Source organism: Luteibacter sp. UNC138MFCol5.1 (assembly GCF_900110505.1).
Classification (GTDB): Bacteria; Pseudomonadota; Gammaproteobacteria; order Xanthomonadales; family Rhodanobacteraceae; genus Luteibacter.
The window spans coordinates 272,071-288,384 of record NZ_FODZ01000002.1 but is presented as its reverse complement, the minus strand read 5'-3'; the positions used below and the strand labels follow the sequence as shown (position 1 = coordinate 288,384).

Here is a 16,314-nt window from a genome sequence, read left to right as displayed (position 1 = left end):
CGAGGAGTCTTCACATGATCAAGGTCTACAACCCGGCCGACGGCAGCGTCGTCGGCGAAGCCCCCGAAATGACCACGGCCGAGGTGCTGGCCGCCGTGGACCGCACCTGCGACGCCTTCCCGGCGTGGTCGCGCCTGCTGGCCAAGGAGCGCGGCGCGAAGCTGCGCCGCTGGTTCGAACTGGTGAGCGCCGATCGCCGCGCGTTCGCCGAGCTGATGGTGAAGGAAAACGGCAAGTGCCTCAGCGAGGCCCTTGGCGAGATCGCCTACGGCCTGGGCTTCATCGAGTGGTACGCGGAGGAGGCCAAGCGCGTCTACGGCGACACCATCCCGACCCACGCGCATAACGCCCAGGTCATCGTCACGAAGGAGCCCGTGGGCCCCACCGCGGCGATCACGCCCTGGAACTTCCCCTTCATGATGGTCACCCGCAAGATCGCGACGGCGCTGGCCGCCGGCTGCACGATGATCATCAAGCCGTCGGAAGAAACGCCGCTCACCGCGTACAAGCTGCTGGAATACGCCCGCGAGGCCGGCATTCCGGAGGGCGTGTTCGAAATGGTGACGGGCGATCCGAAGACGATCGGCGAGGCCTTCACCAGCGACCCGCGCATCCAGAAGATCTCGTTCACCGGCTCGACCAACGTGGGCAAGCTGCTCGCGCGCAACAGCGCCGACACGCTGAAGAAGATGACCATGGAGCTGGGTGGCAACGCGCCGTTCATCGTCTTCGACGATGTCGACGTCGACGACGCGGTCGCCGGACTGGTCGCCGCGAAGCTGCGCAACTCGGGCCAGGTATGCATCTCGCCGAACCGCGTGTACGTGCAGGACGCGATCTACGACACGTTCGCCGCGAAGCTCAAGGTGGCCATCGAGCGGATCCGCGTGGAGCAGGGCCTGCAGGAAGACTTCGTGGTCGGTCCGCTGATCAACCAGTCGGCGGTCAACAAGGTGGACGCGCTGGTCGCCGACGCGGTGAAGCACGGTGCGACGGTGCTGTCGGGCGGTGAGCTGGCCAGGCCGGATTCGCTGTTCTACAAGCCGACCATCCTGACCAACGTTCCGGACGATGCGCAGGTGCGCACCACGGAAATCTTCGGACCCGTGCTGCCGCTTTACCGGTTCACGACCGAAGAGGAAGTGGTCAGGCGCGCCAACGACAGCGAGTACGGCCTCGTCGCCTATGCCTTCACGCCGAACCTCGGCCGCGCGTTCCGGATGTCGCGCGACATCAAGGCCGGCATGGTGATCCTCAACAGCGGTTCGGTCGGCACGGAATCGGTGCCGTTCGGTGGCGTGAAGCAGTCGGGCTACGGACGCGAAGGCAGCTATTACGGCATCCAGGAATACGTGAGCGTCAAGTACACGCTGATGGCGGGCCTCGACAAGTAACGTCGCCCGTTCCCCCCTCCCGCGCCGTCGTCCGGGTCACCGCGCGACGGCGCTTTCGTCTTCAGGATTCCCATGTCCACGATCCCGTCGATCGCCGGCACGCTCACGCGTGCGCAGGTCGCGAGCATGGCGGTCGCCACCGGCACGACCGTCGCGAACCTCTACTACAGCCAGCCGATCCTCGGCGACATGGCGGCGTCACTTCACGTGACCGGCGCGCAGGCGGGCGTCGTGCCCATCCTTTCGCAGGCCGGGTTCGCGATCGGCCTCGTGTTCGTCGCGCCGCTCGGCGACCTGATCGATCGCAAGCGGCTGGTCATCGCGCTGGAAGCGATGCTCTGCGTCGCCTTGCTCGCGCTCGGCGTCGCGCCGACCCTTCTCGCCGTCTACGTCGCCGCGTTCCTCACGGGCGTCTGCGCCACCGCCGTGCAGGTGATCGTGCCGCTCGCGGCGACGCTCGCTCCGCCGGAACGGCGGGGGCACGTGGTCAGCCAGGTCTTCACGGGCACGCTCACGGGCATCCTGTCCGCGCGGATCGTCGCCGGACTGGTGGCGGCATCGTGGGGATGGCGCGCGATCTTCGAACTCTCGGCGTCCGCCGCCGCGGGCGTCGCGTGCCTGACCGCCGCGATGGTGCCGTCCGAGGGCGTCCGCCATGGGCAGCCGTACCTCAGACTGCTCGCGTCGACGGCCGCCCAGTGGGGACGATTCGCGACGCTGCGCCGGGTGTCGCTGCTCGGTGCGCTCACCTTCGGCGTCTTCTGCGCCTACTGGACGACGCTGACGTTCGAACTGCGCGCCGCGTTCGGCTTCCATACGCGGCAGATCGGCCTCTTCGGCATCGCGGCCGTGCTCGGCGCGGCCGTTTCGCCGCTGGCCGGAAAGCTCTCCGACCGGCTGAAGCCGTCGCGCATGCAGCTCGTCACGCTCGGCGTCCTGCTCGTCGGCACGCTGCTCGCGGCGGCCGGGGCGTCATCCGTCTGGGTCCTCGCGCTCGCGACGGTCGTCATCGACGTCGGCGTGCAGGCGACGCAGGTCAGCAGCCTCGCGCAGGTCTACGCGCTGGATCCGTTGGCCAACAGCCGGATCAACACGGTATACATCGCGACGTTCTTCACGGGCGGCGCGCTGGGAACCACGCTTGGCATCCAGGCCTGGCGCCTCGATGGCTGGACGGCCGTGTGCGTGCTGCTCTGCCTGCTCAGCGCCATCGCGCTCGTCGTCGCCTGGCGCAACGCGGGCGACCGGTCGGCGGCGGACTGATCGGTACCGTCGCCGGGAATGAACAATTATCGATGCTTCGTCCGATAAAGCGGACGGCAGGGTTCCGTAGACTTCGGTGTCCAGCCGTCGGGTGTTCGCCCGGTGGCGCGAAAGCGTTGCGCCGCGCCGCGCTGCGGGGAGAACCATGGTCGATCGACGCACCCGGCGAGGGCGCACAAGCCTAGAAAGACGTGATGTGGAGGTCGCTCTCCCGATGGAGGGGCGAGGGACCGTCGTCGCCAGGCGAATCGCTGTCGAGCGCGGCCGATGCGCGTTCGACTTCCTCGACGAGGCCCACCACGCCCGCGTCCACCGGATGCGGCATCGCGCGATCATCCCGGGCGAGCGTCGTCTGCACGACGATCGCCGCAGACCATACGCGCATCAACCGGGCATCGTGCGCAAGGGTCACGATGCGCCGTGCGCAATGCGCGGCATCTTCGTAATTTCCTGCTTCGAACAGCCGGACCAGAGCGATGGTGTCGTGACTGATCGCGCGAAGCGCATCGATGACGAACGGCTCGGTAGACATCGTTTGGTCCTGACGGCAGGGGACCCTGCAACGGCATTTCATCACACTTTTCCGGGCCGTGCCGTATGACAATCAGAAACCAGCCTTCCAGGAGCCGCGGCATCGATCGGTTCGAATCAATGCAGCTGCTGCTCAAGGTGGTGGAGACGGGAAGCCTTTCCGCCGCGTCGCGCGACCTCGACATCCCGATCGCGACGGTGAGCCGTCATCTGAGCGAACTCGAGGCACAACTCGGCGCGCGTCTTCTGGTCCGGTCGTCGCGGCGTACGATGCTTACCGAGGCCGGCGAGGCTTACGTCGCTTCGATCCGCGGCATCCTCGATCTGCTGAGGCAGGCCGAGCAGGCCGCGGCCGGTGCCTACAGCGAGGCCAAGGGGGCGATCTACATGACCGCGCCCGTCGTGATGGGGCGCACGCACATTGGCCCGCTGATCGCCGAGTTCCTCCCGATGCATCCGGAGGTCGACGTGCGCCTTCAGCTGTCCGACAAGGTCATCCCGCTCGTCGACAAGCAGCTCGACCTCGCGATACGCATCGGCCACCTTCCGGACAGCACGCTCATCGCCAGCGAAGTGGGCAGCGTGCGCCGCGTCACCTGCGCAAGCCCGCGTTACCTCGCTCGCCGTGGCATGCCACGCGTACCCGACGACCTCGCGGTCCACGATTGCGTCACCTTCGACAACCTGGCGACGCCCGAGGCATGGCGGTTCATGGAAGGCGGCACGACGCGCAGCGTGCCGGTCCGTTCCCGTCTGGTCGTCAGCGCCGCGGAAGCCGCGCTCGACGCCGCCGAAGCCGGGCTCGGCATCACCCGTCTCCTTTCCTACCAGGTTGGCGACGCGGTCCGCCGCGGCGGCCTGGAGATCGTCCTTGAACGCTACGAGTTGCCCGCCTGGCCGGTCCACGTCGTGTACCAGGGGCTGCAGCGCATGCCGCGGCGTCTGGCGGCCTTCCTCGAGTTCGTCACGCCACGGCTGCGCGCGCGGCTCTCGGAAGAAGCCTCGTCGTTCGACCGCCGGGTCGTATGAATGTCGATCACTGCGCTACGTGACGATCGATGTGGCGCTTTCGTCAAGAACTGCGTCGGAATGCAAGCCTATCCGCGACGGCCGGCCTAGTATCCGGTGACAAGGGTCCGACGTGTTCGGCCGTCCAGGGGTTCGCTCGGTGTGCATGGGATATGACGTCATCCTCGTCGGCCGGACGTGCTCCATGGACACGCTGGCGCGCCACGCCGGCCTTGGACGTGGACTGCGTGTGCTACACATGGAATGGCGCGCTCCGGGAGACGTGGCTTCGCCGATCGCCGACGGGGCCGGGCCGCCTTCGCTGCTTGCAGCGCGCACACGCGTCGCCGCCGATCGCGTCGTCTTCGATGGCCACCGCGTGGCCGGCGTCGTCGACGCCGACGGGCGCCTGCACCGATCGGCGAACGTCGTGCTCTCGGCGGAACTGATGCTCGGCCCCGCCATCCTGCTTCGATCGGGCATCGGACCGGCGGCGCGCCTCGAAGAGTTCGGCATTCCCGTCGTCCGCAACCTTCCCGTCGGCGAGCGCCTCCTCGTCAAACCGCGTTACCACATCGTGTACGGGCTGCCGCATCGGGGGCAGGACGAGGGCAACGTCGAGGCCCACGCGGTCTACGCCTGTCCGGTTCCCGGCACGGACATCGATCTTTCCCTTCTTCCGCTGAACATCGGGAACGCGCAGGACGATCCGGCGCTTCGCTCGATCGCGCTGGTCGTGTCGATGAGCCGCCCGGAATCGGTGGGTTACCTGCGGCTTCGCTCACGCGATCCGCGCATCGCGCCGCGTGTGACTTACAACCTGCTGGCGACGGCGGGGGACAGGAAGCGCATGCTCGGGGGCGTGCGTCTCGCCCGGGCCCTCGCGCGGCAGGGCGAGCTTTCGACGATGCTGGGGGAAGAGCGGGTTCCCGGTGTCGCGACATCGGACGAGCATCTCGAAGCGATGATCCTCGAACAGCTCGCGTCCGCCGCGTCGCCGTCGCCGCGTATCCCGATGGAGCTGGAGGACATCGCGGACGCGTCCGGATCCGTCCACGGTGTGGAAGGGCTTCGGGTGTTCGACCCGCTGGGCGCTTGAGTGTCGTGATCGCCTGGATGACACTGCCTGCATCTCCCGAGCCGGCATCGCATGGACCTCCAGTCGCTTTCCGATTTCAACGTGGTCGCCCTGCATGGCGGCTTCAGCGAGGCAAGCCGCAAGACGGGGCGGCCGAAAGCGTCGTTGTCGCGCCGCGTTCGCGAGCTTGAAGAATTTCTCAAGATCGCCCTCGTCGACCGCGGCGCGAAGCCGTTCCGCCTGACCGACGAAGGTGTGCGCTTCCACGAGGAGACACGCGCGATGCTGGATCGCATCGACGACCTCGCGACGGAGTTCGCCTCGACGGCCGAACATCCCAGGGGGAGCCTGCGCGTGAGCGCGCCCATGCTGTTCGCGCATCGCGGCATCGGCAGGATGGCGGCGCGATTCGCCCGCCGCTATCCGGACGTCCAGCTGGAGATCGTCGTCGACGATCGCTTCGTGGACGCGTTCAAGGATGGATTCGACCTCGTCATCCGCGCGAACCCGGAGCCGAACACCGAACTGGCGGGGCGGTGTCTCCGCCGCGACCGCGCCGTCATCGTCGCGGCGCCTTCGATTCCCGTGCCGAAGGACGGCGAGGGGTTCCCCGCCATCTTCCTCAGCGCCGCGCGTGCGCAGCGGACGTGGCACATCGACACGGAGGAGGGGGTCCTCGTCACGCATCCGCGCGAGGTGCTGTGCCTGTCGTCGCTGCCGATGATCTGGGACGCCGTTCGCGAAGGCCTCGGCGCGGCCATCCTTCCCGCGTCGCTCGTTCGCGACGACATCCGCGAAGGCCGCCTCGTGCGGTGGGGCGAGCGCGTCGGTCGTCCTATCGAGGTATGGGCGCTCTACCCCGAACAGCGTCGCGGGTCGCCCAAGGTCGTCGCCTTTCTCGACATGCTGGTCGAGGAGTTCAGCACCCACGACGTGGCCGACCCGTCCTCGACCGAAACGCGGTCGCGTCCGTGATGGGCGATGCTTCACGATTCTGAAACGGTGCGTTTCAAAACGACGGATAGATAGCCTCTCCCTAGCGCGCTTACCATCGGGACGTTCGATACGCGGTCCCGCGCAGCAGCCATCGTGTTCGCGCCGGAGTCGGCGTGAATCACGGGACAGCGCATGGCACACGTCGAAGAAATCGACGCGACAATCGTTTCAGGGGCAACTTTTCCGCCCGAAGACTGGACCGTGGACGCGTCTGGCAAAACGCTCTGCCATGGCGGCGTTCTCAGCGTGGGGCCGGGTGTCATTCGTCATGTGGCCGCGCTGGGCGCGGACGCCCAGGTCCTGTTCGTCTCCCTGGACGAAGCTACGGAATTCCGCGTGCGTGCCGTCGATCGCGACGACGACGTCGACGCCGGAGTGGTTCGCCTCCGCCCGGGAAACCGGCCATGGCTAGTGGAAGGCGCGGGATCCCCGGGTCGAGTGCTGGTCATGCATTGCGTCGATGTCACCGGGAAGGCACTCAAGGGACTCGCCTGGGCGGATGCGCCCGGCCTGCCGTGCGTGGACCGACCCCTGGTACAGATGGCCGGCGCGCTCGTCTCGCTCGCGAAGGACATCGATGCGCACGGCGACTCGATCGAGCACCTCGTCCGTGCGCTCGTCGCCCATCTCGTCGGCACCCGAGGGGCCGACCCCGCGAACGCGCAGCGTCGCCAGGAAGGCCTCGCTGCGTGGCAGGTGCGACGGGCGACCGATCTGATGCTTTCCCGACTCTCGGAGCGGGTCTCGCTGCCGGAGATCGCCAGCGCTTGCGGTCTCTCTCCAAGCTATTTCAGCCGACTCTTCAAGGTCTCGACCGGCTTGAGCACTTACCAGTGGTTGCTCGACCAGCGGATCGAAAGAGCGAAGACATTGCTCGCGGACACGACGTTGCCTCTGTGCGAAGTCGCATATGCGTGCGGATTCTCCGACCAGACGCATTTCACGCGAGCGTTCTCGCGGCGTGTGCGCACGACGCCGCTGGTGTGGCGACGCGAAGCCACGTGCGACCATGCCGATGGCGAAAATCGTTATCCCTGACGCGTGAACTCCGTCGCGGGAGCGAATGCTTCCGGCACGCACGAAAGCGGCTGAAAAGCTGTTTTCCACATGGGTTTAACGTGCAAGCCACGGCTCGGCACCGCGGCAAGAATGTCGCCTTGCCGTTTGATGACGTTCACGGGCGCGAGGGCGAATGGACCGACTACAGGCGATGGCGATCTTCCTTGCGGTGGTGGAGGAGGGGGGCTTCGCATCCGCCGCGAGGAAACTGGAACTGTCGGCACCCATGGCGACGCGCGCCGTGAGCGAGCTCGAGAATGCGATGGGTGTGCGTCTGCTGACGCGCACGACGCGCGTCGTGCGCGTGACCGAGACAGGTGCGCGTTACGCCAACGACTGCCGGCGGATCCTCGCCGACGTCGCCGAATCCGAGGAGGCCGCCGCCGGATCGCACGGTGAAGTGCGCGGACGTCTGGTGGTGACAGCGTCGAGCGTGTTCGGTCCGATGCGCGTCACGCCCATCGTCACCGAATACCTTCGTCGTTATCCAGAAGCCGAGGTGGAATGCCGTTTCGTCGATCGCGTCGTCAACATGATCGACGAAGGCGTGGACGTGGCCGTGCGGATCGGCCCCCTCCAGGACTCCGCCTACCAGGCCCGCTGTGTCGGACGCGTGCGACGCGTCGTCTGCGCCTCGCCTTGCTACGTCGCCCGCCACGGAGCGCCTTCCAGTCCGGCGGACCTCGTGGATCACACGGTCGTCATGGCGAACGGCATCACCCCATCCGTCGACTGGCGGTTCGTCGTGGGCGATCAGGCGACGGTCGTCCGCGTGCGCCCGCGCATGACGGTATCCAGCAACGAGGCCGCGATCGGCGCCGCGCTCGCGGGCTTCGGTCTGACACGCGTCGTGTCCTACATGGTGGACGATCACCTGGCGTCGGGGCGCCTGGTGGAAGTGCTGCGGGACCACGAATCGGTGCCTCTTCCCGTGCACGTACTGCATCACGAGGGCCGGCACGCGGCCCGAAAGGTACGCGCCTTCGTCGATCTCGCGAGCCAGTCGCTGCGCGACGACAGGCTGCTGCACTGGCAGGCGGACGCCCGCATGGCGCATGGCGATTGAACCGCCCGGCGAAAGAATCAATTGCGCACCGCGTGGTTTCTCGGGCGGGGCGATGCGTCGACACTTTCTCCACCGACACTCACACCGACCCAGGGACAACACCATGAAGCTCTACTACCACAACCTTTCCGGTCACTCGCACCGCACCCGCCTGTTCCTCGGCCTGCTCGGCGCCGACTACGAGCCGGTCTTCGTCGACCTCATGAAGGGCGAGCACAAGACGGAGTCGTTCCTGCGCATCAACCCGTTCGGACAGGTGCCCGCGCTCGTCGACGGCGACACGTCGATCGGCGATTCCAATGCGATCCTCGTCTACCTGGCGAAGAAGACGGGTCGCACCGAGTGGCTCCCGGAGACGCCGGTCGAAGCCGCCCGCGTGCAACGCTGGCTTTCCGTCGCCGCCGGCGAACTCGCCAACGGCGCGGCGGCCGCCCGTCTGGTCACCGTGTTCGGCGCGAAGCTCGATGCCGACCTCGCGATCAAGAAGGCCCATGCGCTTCTCGCCGTGATGGAGAGTGAGCTGCGGACCCGCGACTGGCTCGCCGGCGCGCAGCCCACGATCGCCGACGTCGCGCTGTACAGCTACATCTCCGCGGCACCCGAGGGCAACGTCGATACCTCCGATTACCCGAACGTGCTCGCCTGGCTCGATCGCGTGGAGGCGCTGCCCGGCTTCGTGCCGTTCGACAAGACCGCGGTCGGCCTGGTCCTGGCCTGAAGGAGGCGTGTCATGGAGACGCTACTGAATCCCGTCACCGCGTCTCCCTGGCACGAAGGCGAGCTGACGCTGCAGCGCAGCGTCGGCGTCGAGGAGCGCATGAAGATTCCGGGCCAGCGACAGATGGCCCGGGATTTCATGCCCGACCAGCATCGCGAGTTCTACGCGCAGCTGCCGTTCGTGGTGCTCGGCGCGGTGGACCCGAAGGGCGACGTCTGGGCCACGCTGCGTGCCGGCCCGGAGGGCTTCATGCACTCGCCCGATCCGCGCAGCCTCGTGTTCGATCTGCCGCGCGAGCCGCGCGATCCGGCGGACGCGGGCATGGAGGACGGCGACGGCATCGGGATGCTCGGTATCGAGCTCCACACGCGTCGACGCAACCGGCTCAACGGCAACGTCGAGCGAAAGGGCGATAGCGGATTCCGTATCGTCCCCACGCAAAGCTACGGCAACTGCCCGCAGTACATCCAGTTGCGCCAGTACCGCTTCGACGCGGCACCGCCGGGAGATGTAACGGAGTCGAGCGGCCTCGACGAAAAGGCGCTGCGGATGATCCGCGCCGCCGACAGCTTCTATGTCGCTTCCTATGTGGTGCGCGACGGTGCGCGCCAGGTCGACGCGTCGCATCGCGGCGGCAAGCCGGGCTTCGTCCACATCGACGACGACGGCGTCCTGACCATTCCCGATTTCTCGGGCAATCTCTTCTTCAACACGCTGGGCAACTTCCTGCTCAACCCACGCGCGGGCATGGTCTTCGTGGACTTCGCCACCGGCGACCTGCTGCAGATGACGGGTAGCGCGGAGGTCATCCTCGACGCGCCCGAGATCGCCGCGTTCGTGGGCGCGGAACGTCTGTGGCGCTTCCGTCCCGAGCGCGTGATCCACCGGCCCGCGGGGCTCCCGCTACGTTGGCAGGACGTCGACGGCGGCGCCTCGCCGAACGCGACGATCACCGGCAGCTGGGAGGATGCGGCAGCCCGCGTCCGGGCCGCCGAACTGGCGCGCCAGTGGCGTCCGTACCGCGTGGAGGCCATCGTCGACGAGAGCGAGTCGATCCGCTCGTTCCATCTGTCGCCGGCGGACGGCGCGGGTCTGCCGGCGTCGCTTCCCGGCCAGCACCTGCCGATTCGGGTGGCGTTGCCAGGCTCGGCGTCGCCCGTGCTGCGCACGTATACCTTGTCGAGCGCACCGTCCGACCCGCGCCTGCGCATCAGTGTGAAGCGGGAAGGTGCGGTGTCGAGCCATCTGCACGACGTGCTGCGCGTGGGCGACCTCCTGGAGGCCCGGGCGCCCGACGGCGCGTTCACGATGGACTCGCGCGTGCGCAGGCCCGCCGTGATGATCGCCGCCGGCGTCGGGGTGACGCCCGCGCTGGCGATGGCGCGCCATGTGGTGCGGGAAGGTTTGCGCACGCGCTATTTGCGGCCTACCTGGGTGTTCCAGGCGGCGCGTTCCCGTCGCGAGCGCGCCTTCGCCGACGAGTTCGCCGCGCTGGTCGCGGAAGCGAAGGGAGGCCTGCGTCACATCCGCATCCTGGCGAACGTCGAGGATGCGACGATCGGCAGCGACTACGACGTCGAGGGCCGCTTCAGCGCGGACCTGCTGAAGTCGACGTTGCCGTTCGACGACTACGACTTCTACGTTTGCGGACCGGCGGGTTTCATGCAGGACGTCTACGACGGCCTGCGCAAACTGAACGTTTCCGATGCCCGCATCCACGCCGAGAGTTTCGGTCCGTCGTCCCTCGCGCGGCAGCCGGATGCCGGTGCGCCCGCGGTACCCGTCGTGCCTGCTTCCACGACGTCCGTTCCCGTGCTCTTCATGGCCTCCGGAAAGGAAGCACGCTGGACGCCCGACAGTGGCAGCCTGCTCGATCTCGCGGAACAGCGCGGACTGACACCGGAGTTCAGCTGCCGAAGCGGCACCTGTGGCAGCTGCCGCGCGAAGCTCATCAGCGGTGCCGTGACGTATCCGGTTCCCACCGCCCTGAAGGTGCCTGACGACGAGGTACTCATCTGCAGCGCGGTACCGGCCGAAGGCTCCGCACCCCTGCACCTCGAACTCTGAGAACCCTTGCGATGCGTTTCATGAAGACTCGCGAACTGCGTTCCACCATCGACGCCGGCGGCACGCTGCGCCTTTCGCTGGAGGATGCCGAATTGCCTCCGCCGGGCCGCGACGAACTGGTCGTCGAGGTGCGTGCCGCACCGGTCAATCCATCCGACCTGCGCCTGCTGCTGGGTCCGGTCGATCCGACGACACTCAAGGTCGTGGGCGAAGGCGACGGCGCGGTGGTGGAGGGCATGGTGCCGCCGATGGCACTGGGCAGCGTGTCGGCGCGACTCGGGCAGCGCGTGCCCGTGGGCAACGAGGGCGCGGGTGTCGTCGTCGCGGCGGGAGAGGACGCGCGCCATCTCGTCGGTCGCACGGTCGCCTTCCTCACGGCGCGAGGAGCCTATGCCACGCATCGTGTGGTTTCGCTCCGCGATTGCATCGTCGTCGACGACGGCGTGACGCCCGAGCAGGCCGCCAGCGCGTTCGTCAATCCGCTCACGGCGTTGTGCATGCTCCAGACGCTTCGGCGTGAAGGGCACGCCGCGCTCGTGCATACGGCGGCCGCATCGAACCTCGGACAGATGCTCAACCGTCTGTGCATCGCGGAAGATGTTCCGCTCGTCAACATCGTGCGCTCGGCGGAGCAGGTGGCGCTGCTTCGCGCGCAGGGCGCCCGGCACGTCGTGGACAGCTCCGCCGCCGATTTCGTGCCCCGGCTGACCGATGCGGTGCGCGCGTCGGGCGCGACTCTCGCCTTCGACGCGATCGGTGGCGGTCGCACGGCATCGATCATCCTCGCCGCGATGGAGCGCGTCGGAAAGGACACCATGAGCTCGTACAGCGCCTATGGTTCGCCGGTCCGCAAGCAGGTCTTCAACTACGGTCTGCTCGATGCCGCTCCGCGCATCGTCGACCTCGACGTCGGCACCGCATGGAGCATCGGCGGCTGGTTGATGGTCTGGGAACTCGCGAAGCTGGATGCCGCGACGGTCGATGCGATGAAGGCGCGTGTCGCAAGGGAGATCCGCACCACGTTCGCCAGCCACTACAAGGGCGGCTTCACGCTCACCGGGTTGCTGAGCGTCGAGGCGCTGAGCGAGTGCATGCGTCGCGGCACGAACCGGAAGTACCTCGTGTTGCCCAACGGCGGGAACGCGTGATGCGCTCGCGGCGGATGCTTCGGGGCGTTTATCGCGTGATCCGACAAGATCGGGCGTGTGGAGGGATCCAGAATGGCGTGCGGACCGGCGACGCCGTTACCGGCCCTGCCTCACCAGGGAGAACCAACATGAAACACCTCTCGTCGAACCATGGCCGCGTCGGTACGGCCGTCCTCGCCGCGTTCGCCGTCGCCTTCGCCTGCAGTCCGCTTCATGCGGCCGACACGGCGAGGCCGGTGAGCCCGGTCATCAAGATCAACGAAGCGGCCGCGACCACGCCGATCGATACGACGCCGTTGCGCGGACCGCTGAGCATGCTGTCCGGTTCGGGCGGCAACATCACGGTGCTGGTCGGGAAGGAGGGCAAGCTGCTCGTCGACGCGGGCATCGCCGTGTCGCGGCCGCGCCTCGAACCCGCGATCGCCGCGCTCGGGAAAGGGCCGATCAAGTACCTGATCAACACGCACTACCACTGGGACCATACGGACGGCAATCCGTGGGTGCACGAGGATGGCGCGACGATCCTCGCGACGGCGGGCACGGTGCGCCGCGTGTCGACGTCGACGCGCGTGGACGACTGGGATTACACGTTCAAGCCGATGGCGAAGGCGGGCATCCCGACCGACGTGGTCAAGGCGAACCGGACGATCCGTTTCGACGGGCAGACCGTGGAAATCCGGCTGATCGATCCCTCGCACACGGACACCGACCTGTACGTGTTCTTCAAGGAAGCGAACGTCGCCTCGCTGGGCGATCTCTTCTGGAACGGTGTCTATCCGTTCATCGACAACGAGAACGGTGGCGGCATCGACGGCATGATCAAGGCGAACGACGCGATCCTCGCGCAGCTGAACGAAGACGTCGTCCTCGTTCCCGGGCACGGCCCGGTCGGCACGAAGAAGCAGCTGCAGGATTTCCGGGACATGCTCGCCGGTATCCGCGACAACGTCGCCGCGCTCAAGAAGCAGGGCAAGTCGCGGGATGAAGTCATCGCGGCCAAGCCCACCGCGAAGTACGACGCCGTCTACGGGCATTTCGTGATCGACCCGGATTTCTTCACCCGGATCGTCTACGACGGCCTGAAGTAGGCCCGGCCCGGGCCATCCGTCCCGCGGAGCGCCGCAGCGCTCCGCGGACTCTCTTGACTCTCGACCTATATCAAGGGTCTAGACTTTATTCATGACCACTCAATCCGCCCTCACCATCGGCCGCATCGCGCGCAGCGCGGGTGTCGCCATCGACACGATCCGGTTCTACGAGCGGGAAGGGCTGCTGCCCGAGCCCCGCCGCCGGCCTTCCGGCTACAGGGAATACGACGCCAGCGCCGTGGCGCGCCTGCGCTTCATTCGCAAGGCGAAGGACCTCGGGTTCACGCTCGACGAGATCCGCGAACTTCTCGCCCTGTCCACCGATCGGCAGGGCGGCGTCGAAGGCGTGCGGGAACGGGCGAGCACCCGGCTGCGTGCGATCGACGACCGCATCGCGGAACTTCAGCGGGTGCGCGCGGGGCTGGCCGAGCTGGTGGATGCCTGTCCCGGTCACGGTGCGCCCGAGGATTGCCCGATCCTCAAGGCCCTCGTGGAGCCGGTCGCATGAGCCACGGCTGCTGTTCGCACGACACCGCTCACGCCGCCGCGACTGTGCTGGATCCCGTCTGCGGCATGACCGTGGACCCGGCGAAGACGGCGCACCACGCCACGCACGAGGGCCACGAATACCACTTCTGCAGCGCACGCTGCCGTGAGCGCTTCGTCGCCGCGCCAGCGACGTTCCTGGCGCCGAAGCCCGCGCCGGCCGACGTCCCGGCCGGCACCGTCTACACCTGCCCGATGCACCCGGAAGTGCGCCAGGTCGGCCCGGGATCGTGCCCGAAGTGCGGCATGGCGCTCGAACCGGCGATGCCGTCGCTGGACGACGACGATGGCGAGGTGCGCTCGCTCGGGCGTCGCCTCGCCGCCCTCGTGGCGCTGACGCTGCCTGTGCTCGTCGTGGCGATGGGCCCGCACCTGTTCGGCTGGATGTGGCCGGAACCCTGGGCGAGCGCGGCGCGGTGGATCGAAGCCGTGCTGGCGACCGTCGTCGTGCTTTGGGGCGGTGCGCCGTTCTTCGCGCGCGGCTGGCGTTCGCTCGTGCCGTGGTCGCCGAACATGTACACGCTGATCGCGCTGGGCACGGGCGTCGCGTGGGTCTACAGCGCGGTCGCGTTCGTGGCGCCGTCGTTGTTCCCGGCATCCCTGCGCGACATGCACGGCCATGTCGCCGTCTATTTCGAATCCGCGGCCGTGATCGTCGCGCTGGTGACGCTGGGCGACTTCCTCGAACTGCGTGCGCGTCGGCGGACGGGCGAAGCCCTGCGCGGACTCCTCGGCCTCGTGCCGAAGACCGCCCGGCGCATCGACGCCGATGGGTCGGAGCACGACGTGCCGCTGGAAGCGCTGCGGGTCGGCGATACGCTGCGCGTGCGCCCGGGCGAGAAGGTGCCCGCGGATGGCGACGTGGTCGACGGCGAGAGCCATGTCGACGAATCGATGCTGACCGGCGAACCCATGCCGGTGGCGAAGAAGGCGCATGACCGGCTCACCGGCGGCACGCAGAACCAGCACGGCGCCCTGACGATGCGCGTCGGGCATGTCGGTGCCGACACGGTGCTCTCGCGCATCGTCGCGATGGTGGCCGAAGCCCAGCGCTCGCGTGCGCCGCTGCAGCGACTGGCCGACCGGGTGGCCGCCTGGTTCGTGCCGGCGGTGGTGGTCATCGCGCTCGCCGCGTTCGTGGCCTGGTGGTTGCTCGGTCCCGAACCCGTCCTCGCGCATGCGCTGGTGGCCGCGGTGTCCGTGCTGATCGTTGCGTGCCCGTGCGCGCTGGGTCTCGCCACGCCGATGTCGATCATGGTGGCGAGCGGTCGTGGTGCCGGCGCGGGCGTGCTGTTTCGCGACGCGGCCGCGATCGAGCGCCTGCGCGAGGTCGACGTCCTGGTGTTCGACAAGACGGGCACGCTCACCGAAGGTCGTCCGGTGGTCACGGAGATCGTGACGTTCGCTCGCGACCGCGCGGAGTCGCTCGCGCTGGCGGCGGCACTGGAGCGTCCGAGCGAGCATCCGCTGGCGCGGGCCATCGTCGCGGCCGCGGAAGCCGAGGGTCTGGCGACATCCGCCGTTTCCGGCTTCCGCGTCGCCGTGGGACGCGGCGTGTCGGGTCGCGTCGACGGTCACGACCTCGCGCTGGGGAATGCGCGCCTGATGGACGACGAGCGCGTCGAGATCGGTGCGGCGCACGACGCCGCCGACCGCGCCCGGCGCAAGGGCGCCACGGCGATGTATCTCGCGATCGACGGACGGCTCGCGGCGCTGATCTGCCTCGCGGACGCGGTGAAGCCGTCGACGGCGCCCGCGCTCGAGGCCTTGCGCGAGGCGGGTGTGCGCCTGGTGATGGCCACGGGCGACAACGAGGCGACGGCGAAGGCGCTGGCGGCGTCGCTGCCGATCGACGAGGTGCACGCGGGTGTCTCGCCGGAGGACAAGGCGCGTCTCGTCGCCGCGCTGAAATCCGACGGAGCGGTGGTCGCTATGGCCGGCGACGGCGTCAACGACGCGCCGGCGCTCGCGGCCGCCGATATCGGCATCGGCATGGGCGACGGCAGCGACATCGCGATCCAGAGCGCGTCCGTGACGCTGCTCAAGGGCGATCTCGCCGGCATCGCGCGCGCACGGGCGCTGTCGGAGGCGACCGTGAAGAACATCCGCCAGAACCTGTTCTTCGCGTTCGTCTACAACGCCATCGGCGTGCCGCTCGCGGCCGGCGCGCTGTATCCGTTGTTCGGCATCACGCTGTCGCCCATGTTCGCCGCGCTGGCGATGAGCCTGAGTTCGGTGTCGGTGGTGGGCAACGCGTTGCGATTGCGTTCCGAGACGATCTGACGGGGTCGCGGCGCCGGATCGCCGATACGATCGGCTCCCACCCTCCGGTAGCCACGTAGCTACCCAAGC

The 16,314-nt window shown here is 68.1% G+C and carries 14 protein-coding genes; 13 read left to right on the top strand and 1 reads right to left on the bottom strand.

Translation table 11 applies throughout. The features are described from left to right. Positions 1 to 14: 14 nt before the first annotated feature. Entirely contained in the window at positions 15 to 1,394 is a 1,380-nt protein-coding gene (locus BMY69_RS05620; RefSeq protein WP_090052705.1) for an NAD-dependent succinate-semialdehyde dehydrogenase, read from the top strand. Between the two features lie 72 nt (positions 1,395 to 1,466). Continuing rightward, the gene (locus BMY69_RS05615) at positions 1,467 to 2,657 is read left to right on the top strand and encodes an MFS transporter (protein ID WP_090175920.1); all 1,191 of its coding nucleotides are present in this window, start codon (positions 1,467 to 1,469) and stop codon (positions 2,655 to 2,657) included. Between the two features lie 181 nt (positions 2,658 to 2,838). Here the strand turns inward: BMY69_RS05615 and BMY69_RS05610 are convergent, their stop codons facing one another. Next, a complete protein-coding gene (locus BMY69_RS05610) occupies positions 2,839 to 3,189 on the bottom strand; it encodes a hypothetical protein (protein WP_090052709.1) in 351 nt (116 codons plus the stop codon). 119 nt (positions 3,190 to 3,308) lie between these two features. On the opposite strand from BMY69_RS05610, the gene BMY69_RS05605 reads away from it, so the two are divergent. The 11 genes from BMY69_RS05605 (at position 3,309) to BMY69_RS05555 (ending at position 16,245) form a co-directional block, all read left to right on the top strand. Then, complete coding sequence (locus tag BMY69_RS05605) at positions 3,309 to 4,217, top strand: LysR family transcriptional regulator (protein WP_218143128.1); 909 nt, start codon at positions 3,309 to 3,311, stop codon at positions 4,215 to 4,217. Between the two features lie 184 nt (positions 4,218 to 4,401). Next, entirely contained in the window at positions 4,402 to 5,295 is an 894-nt protein-coding gene (locus tag BMY69_RS05600) for a GMC oxidoreductase (RefSeq protein ID WP_177191085.1), read from the top strand. Between the two features lie 51 nt (positions 5,296 to 5,346). Beyond that, positions 5,347 to 6,249, top strand: coding sequence for a LysR family transcriptional regulator (locus BMY69_RS05595; RefSeq protein ID WP_090175916.1), 903 nt, complete (start codon positions 5,347 to 5,349; stop codon positions 6,247 to 6,249). Positions 6,250 to 6,402: 153 nt separating this feature from the next. Then, on the top strand, positions 6,403 to 7,308 hold the full coding sequence (locus BMY69_RS05590; protein ID WP_090175914.1) for a helix-turn-helix domain-containing protein: 906 nt from the start codon (positions 6,403 to 6,405) through the stop codon (positions 7,306 to 7,308). 154 nt (positions 7,309 to 7,462) lie between these two features. Then, positions 7,463 to 8,395 carry a LysR family transcriptional regulator gene (locus BMY69_RS05585; RefSeq protein ID WP_090175912.1) on the top strand — a complete coding sequence of 311 codons (933 nt, stop codon included), beginning with the start codon at positions 7,463 to 7,465 and terminating at the stop codon, positions 8,393 to 8,395. Positions 8,396 to 8,498: 103 nt separating this feature from the next. Then, positions 8,499 to 9,113, top strand: coding sequence for a glutathione S-transferase family protein (locus BMY69_RS05580; protein ID WP_090052724.1), 615 nt, complete (start codon positions 8,499 to 8,501; stop codon positions 9,111 to 9,113). Between the two features lie 12 nt (positions 9,114 to 9,125). After that, positions 9,126 to 11,180, top strand: coding sequence for a 2Fe-2S iron-sulfur cluster-binding protein (locus tag BMY69_RS05575; RefSeq protein WP_090175910.1), 2,055 nt, complete (start codon positions 9,126 to 9,128; stop codon positions 11,178 to 11,180). A 20-nt stretch (positions 11,181 to 11,200) separates the two neighbouring features. Next, positions 11,201 to 12,328, top strand: a complete 1,128-nt coding sequence (locus tag BMY69_RS05570) for an MDR/zinc-dependent alcohol dehydrogenase-like family protein (RefSeq protein WP_218143127.1) — start codon at positions 11,201 to 11,203, stop codon at positions 12,326 to 12,328. Positions 12,329 to 12,456: 128 nt separating this feature from the next. Next, complete coding sequence (locus BMY69_RS05565) at positions 12,457 to 13,416, top strand: MBL fold metallo-hydrolase (protein ID WP_177191084.1); 960 nt, start codon at positions 12,457 to 12,459, stop codon at positions 13,414 to 13,416. A gap of 91 nt (positions 13,417 to 13,507) precedes the next feature. Continuing rightward, on the top strand, positions 13,508 to 13,924 hold the full coding sequence (locus BMY69_RS05560; protein ID WP_090052732.1) for a heavy metal-responsive transcriptional regulator: 417 nt from the start codon (positions 13,508 to 13,510) through the stop codon (positions 13,922 to 13,924). Further along, a complete protein-coding gene (locus tag BMY69_RS05555) occupies positions 13,921 to 16,245 on the top strand; it encodes a heavy metal translocating P-type ATPase (RefSeq protein ID WP_090175904.1) in 2,325 nt (774 codons plus the stop codon). Before BMY69_RS05560 ends, BMY69_RS05555 begins: the two co-directional genes overlap by 4 nt. Positions 16,246 to 16,314 lie beyond the last annotated feature (69 nt).

Coding starts and splice junctions, on each gene's coding strand:
- BMY69_RS05595 (WP_090175916.1), top strand. CDS start 5,347: ATGGACCTCCAGTCGCTTTCCGATTTCAACGTGGTCGCCCTGCATGGC.
- BMY69_RS05580 (WP_090052724.1), top strand. CDS start 8,499: ATGAAGCTCTACTACCACAACCTTTCCGGTCACTCGCACCGCACCCGC.
- BMY69_RS05575 (WP_090175910.1), top strand. CDS start 9,126: ATGGAGACGCTACTGAATCCCGTCACCGCGTCTCCCTGGCACGAAGGC.
- BMY69_RS05585 (WP_090175912.1), top strand. CDS start 7,463: ATGGACCGACTACAGGCGATGGCGATCTTCCTTGCGGTGGTGGAGGAG.
- BMY69_RS05605 (WP_218143128.1), top strand. CDS start 3,309: ATGCAGCTGCTGCTCAAGGTGGTGGAGACGGGAAGCCTTTCCGCCGCG.
- BMY69_RS05570 (WP_218143127.1), top strand. CDS start 11,201: ATGAAGACTCGCGAACTGCGTTCCACCATCGACGCCGGCGGCACGCTG.
- BMY69_RS05590 (WP_090175914.1), top strand. CDS start 6,403: ATGGCACACGTCGAAGAAATCGACGCGACAATCGTTTCAGGGGCAACT.
- BMY69_RS05565 (WP_177191084.1), top strand. CDS start 12,457: ATGAAACACCTCTCGTCGAACCATGGCCGCGTCGGTACGGCCGTCCTC.
- BMY69_RS05555 (WP_090175904.1), top strand. CDS start 13,921: ATGAGCCACGGCTGCTGTTCGCACGACACCGCTCACGCCGCCGCGACT.
- BMY69_RS05610 (WP_090052709.1), bottom strand. CDS start 3,189: ATGTCTACCGAGCCGTTCGTCATCGATGCGCTTCGCGCGATCAGTCAC.
- BMY69_RS05620 (WP_090052705.1), top strand. CDS start 15: ATGATCAAGGTCTACAACCCGGCCGACGGCAGCGTCGTCGGCGAAGCC.
- BMY69_RS05560 (WP_090052732.1), top strand. CDS start 13,508: ATGACCACTCAATCCGCCCTCACCATCGGCCGCATCGCGCGCAGCGCG.
- BMY69_RS05615 (WP_090175920.1), top strand. CDS start 1,467: ATGTCCACGATCCCGTCGATCGCCGGCACGCTCACGCGTGCGCAGGTC.
- BMY69_RS05600 (WP_177191085.1), top strand. CDS start 4,402: ATGGACACGCTGGCGCGCCACGCCGGCCTTGGACGTGGACTGCGTGTG.